Here is a 2,704-nt window from a genome sequence, read left to right on the forward strand (position 1 = left end):
ATCTTCCTTAACGGTCTTAACCTTGAAACTTGGATCTGTCCACGCTTCACTCTCATACTTGGCACCTCCGCCAAAATATTTCGCTGTATGCTCAGCAACCTTAGTAACATTTTTATTGGTTGTAAAAAGCTGTGAACCATTCACCGCATCCGTTGAGCTTTCTGAGAGTGTTCCAGCACTCACTCCGGTGATTGTCCGTTCCTTACCGTCTTTGTTTAAAACACTGATTTCAGTACCGCCTGCTGCCTTACCTATGGTGATAACACCCGATCCCCCCGCACGAAGACTACGACTTGACGTCACCTCTTCTTCTTGCTTAACAAGGATACTGTCTCTTACATCGACAATCTCATCATTAAGTGTCGTGAAAGCACTGTTAACACCTTCAAAAGCAGCCGCAACATTGTGATAAGTCTTCTCGTCACCTTCTGTACCATCAGCATCAAATTGTGCAACTTTGAAATCAGGTTTCGTCCATTTGCCTTCCTCATACTTAGTTCCGCCACCAAAATATTCCGCAAGGGAACTGTTCGTAGAATGGAGCTGGGATCCATTAACAGCATCGGTTGAGTTAGCAGCAACATCTCCATCCTTAAGAGACGTGATCTTGCTGTTGCCTTTTTTCTCTCCTTCTCCATGCTGCGCACTAAAGGCATTTGCATCTTTGCTCCACGACAACGAATCCTGTGCAACTCCTTGTGAAACTTCCTTAATACGAGCGTTCACATTCTTGATATTCGTGTCAAGACCTGCAAATGCAGTTCCAACACCTTGGAACGAACTCTCTGTTACACTTCCATCTTTAGCAATGTAAGATAATTTATACGTTGGCTGTGTAAGAGCTCCATCTTTAAAGGATGCTTCTCCACCTAAAAACTTAGCTACATCCTCACCGATTTTATTAATCTGACCACCCGTGATTGCATCACGTGACTTGTCAGCAATCTTACCATCAGCAACATTATGAAGACCTACAGCTGCCTTATCTTTACCACCTAAAGTCACACTCGTGTAATTAATGCCGCCATTATCACCATCTTTTTTATCGTAATGAACAACGGCTGAATCATCAGACTGAAGGCTATTCGAAAGATCTTTCAATTCTTTATCAAGCTGACCTTTGTTAACAGCTTCATTGTCATTCGCCGCTTCCTTTACACCGGAAATAACCCGATCAGCACCACTCTTATTTGCAATATTGATTGTAGCACCATCTGTCTCCGTACCAATCTTGATAGTCTTGCTGTCTGTATCCTGTTTAACTAGGCTATCACCTACAACCTTGGTAAGCTCTTTTTTTACATTTGTGATAGAAGTACCTACACCCTCAAAGGCGGAAGCTACATCAGTATAGCTCTTCTCTTCATCCTTGCCATCTTCCTTAACAGTCTTAACCTTGAAAGTGGGAGCGGTCCAGTTTCCACTCTCATACTTGGCACCTCCGCCAAAATACGTAGCAACCTTATCACCTAATGAATAAAGCTGAGAACCATTAACCGCTTCGCTTGAGTCTTTAGAAATGTCTCCATTCGCAAGATACTTAATCTTGCTGTTGCTTTTCACATCTTCTTTTTTTCCATGATGAGCCACAAACGCACCCTCATCATCACTCCACATCAACGCATTCTGACCAATGTTTTNTTTTTTCCATGATGAGCCACAAACGCACCCTCATCATCACTCCACATCAACGCATTCTGACCAATGTTTTCAGTAACTTCTTTCTGTATATCCGTGAGAGAACTATCAACCCCAGCAAAAGCAGAACCAACATCATTATAGTCCTTGCCCTTAACTGTATAAGTTGGCTGTGTTCCCTTCAAAACATCCGCCTTACCGCCTAAATATTTTGATGTATTCTCAGCTACTGTTTTCAAATCATTTGTTACTGTAGTAACATTTTTATTGGTTGTAAAAAGCTGCGAGCCATTCACCGCATCCGTTGAGCTTTCTGAGAGTGTTCCAGCACTCACTCCGGAAAGTTTCCGCGTTGCATTTTCATTGTTGAGAATACTTACTTCCGTACCGCCTGCTGCCTTACCTATAGTGATAACACCCGATCCCCCCGCACGAAGACTACGACTTGACGTCACCTCTTCTTCTTGCTTAACAAGGATACTGTCTCTTACATCCCCAGTCTCTTCATTCAGAGTAGTGAAAGTACTGTTAACACCTTCAAAAGCAGCAGCAACATTGTGATAAGTCTTCTCGTCACCTTCTGTAACATCAGCATCAAATTGTGCAACTTTGAAATCAGGTTTCGTCCATTTGCCTTCCTCATACTTAGTTCCGCCACCAAAATATTCCGCAAGGGAACTGTTCGTAGAATGGAGCTGTGAACCATTCACGGCATCGGTTGATTCCTCTGAAAGTTTACCATTTTCAAGAGAGGTAATTTTGCTATTTTTTTTATCCTCTTTTTCTCCATGCTGCGCACTAAAGGCATTTACATCCTTGCTCCATACCAAAGAATCCTGTGCAACTCCTTCAGAAACCTCTTTAATCCGTGCATTCACATTCTTGATATTTGCATCAAGAGCTGAAAAAGCGGTTCCAACACCTTCATATGATTTATTTGTTACATCACCCTCTTTAGAAACTGTCGATAAGTCATAGCTGGGAGCTGTAAAAGTGCCATCAGCACTAAACGATGCTTTGCCTCCTAAAATTTTTGCTAAACTCGCAGCTATGGTATTAATCTGTC

The 2,704-nt window shown here is 42.3% G+C and carries 2 pseudogenes; both read right to left on the reverse strand.

The window, feature by feature from the left end:
• Positions 1-1,590, reverse strand: a pseudogene (locus ACFIL7_RS03145) (hypothetical protein); the annotation flags it as partial.
• 26 nt (positions 1,591-1,616) lie between these two features.
• Positions 1,617-2,704, reverse strand: a pseudogene (locus ACFIL7_RS03150) (hypothetical protein); the annotation flags it as partial.

Source organism: Bartonella sp. AP3QHHD (genome assembly GCF_042195765.1).
GTDB lineage: Bacteria > Pseudomonadota > Alphaproteobacteria > Rhizobiales > Rhizobiaceae > Bartonella.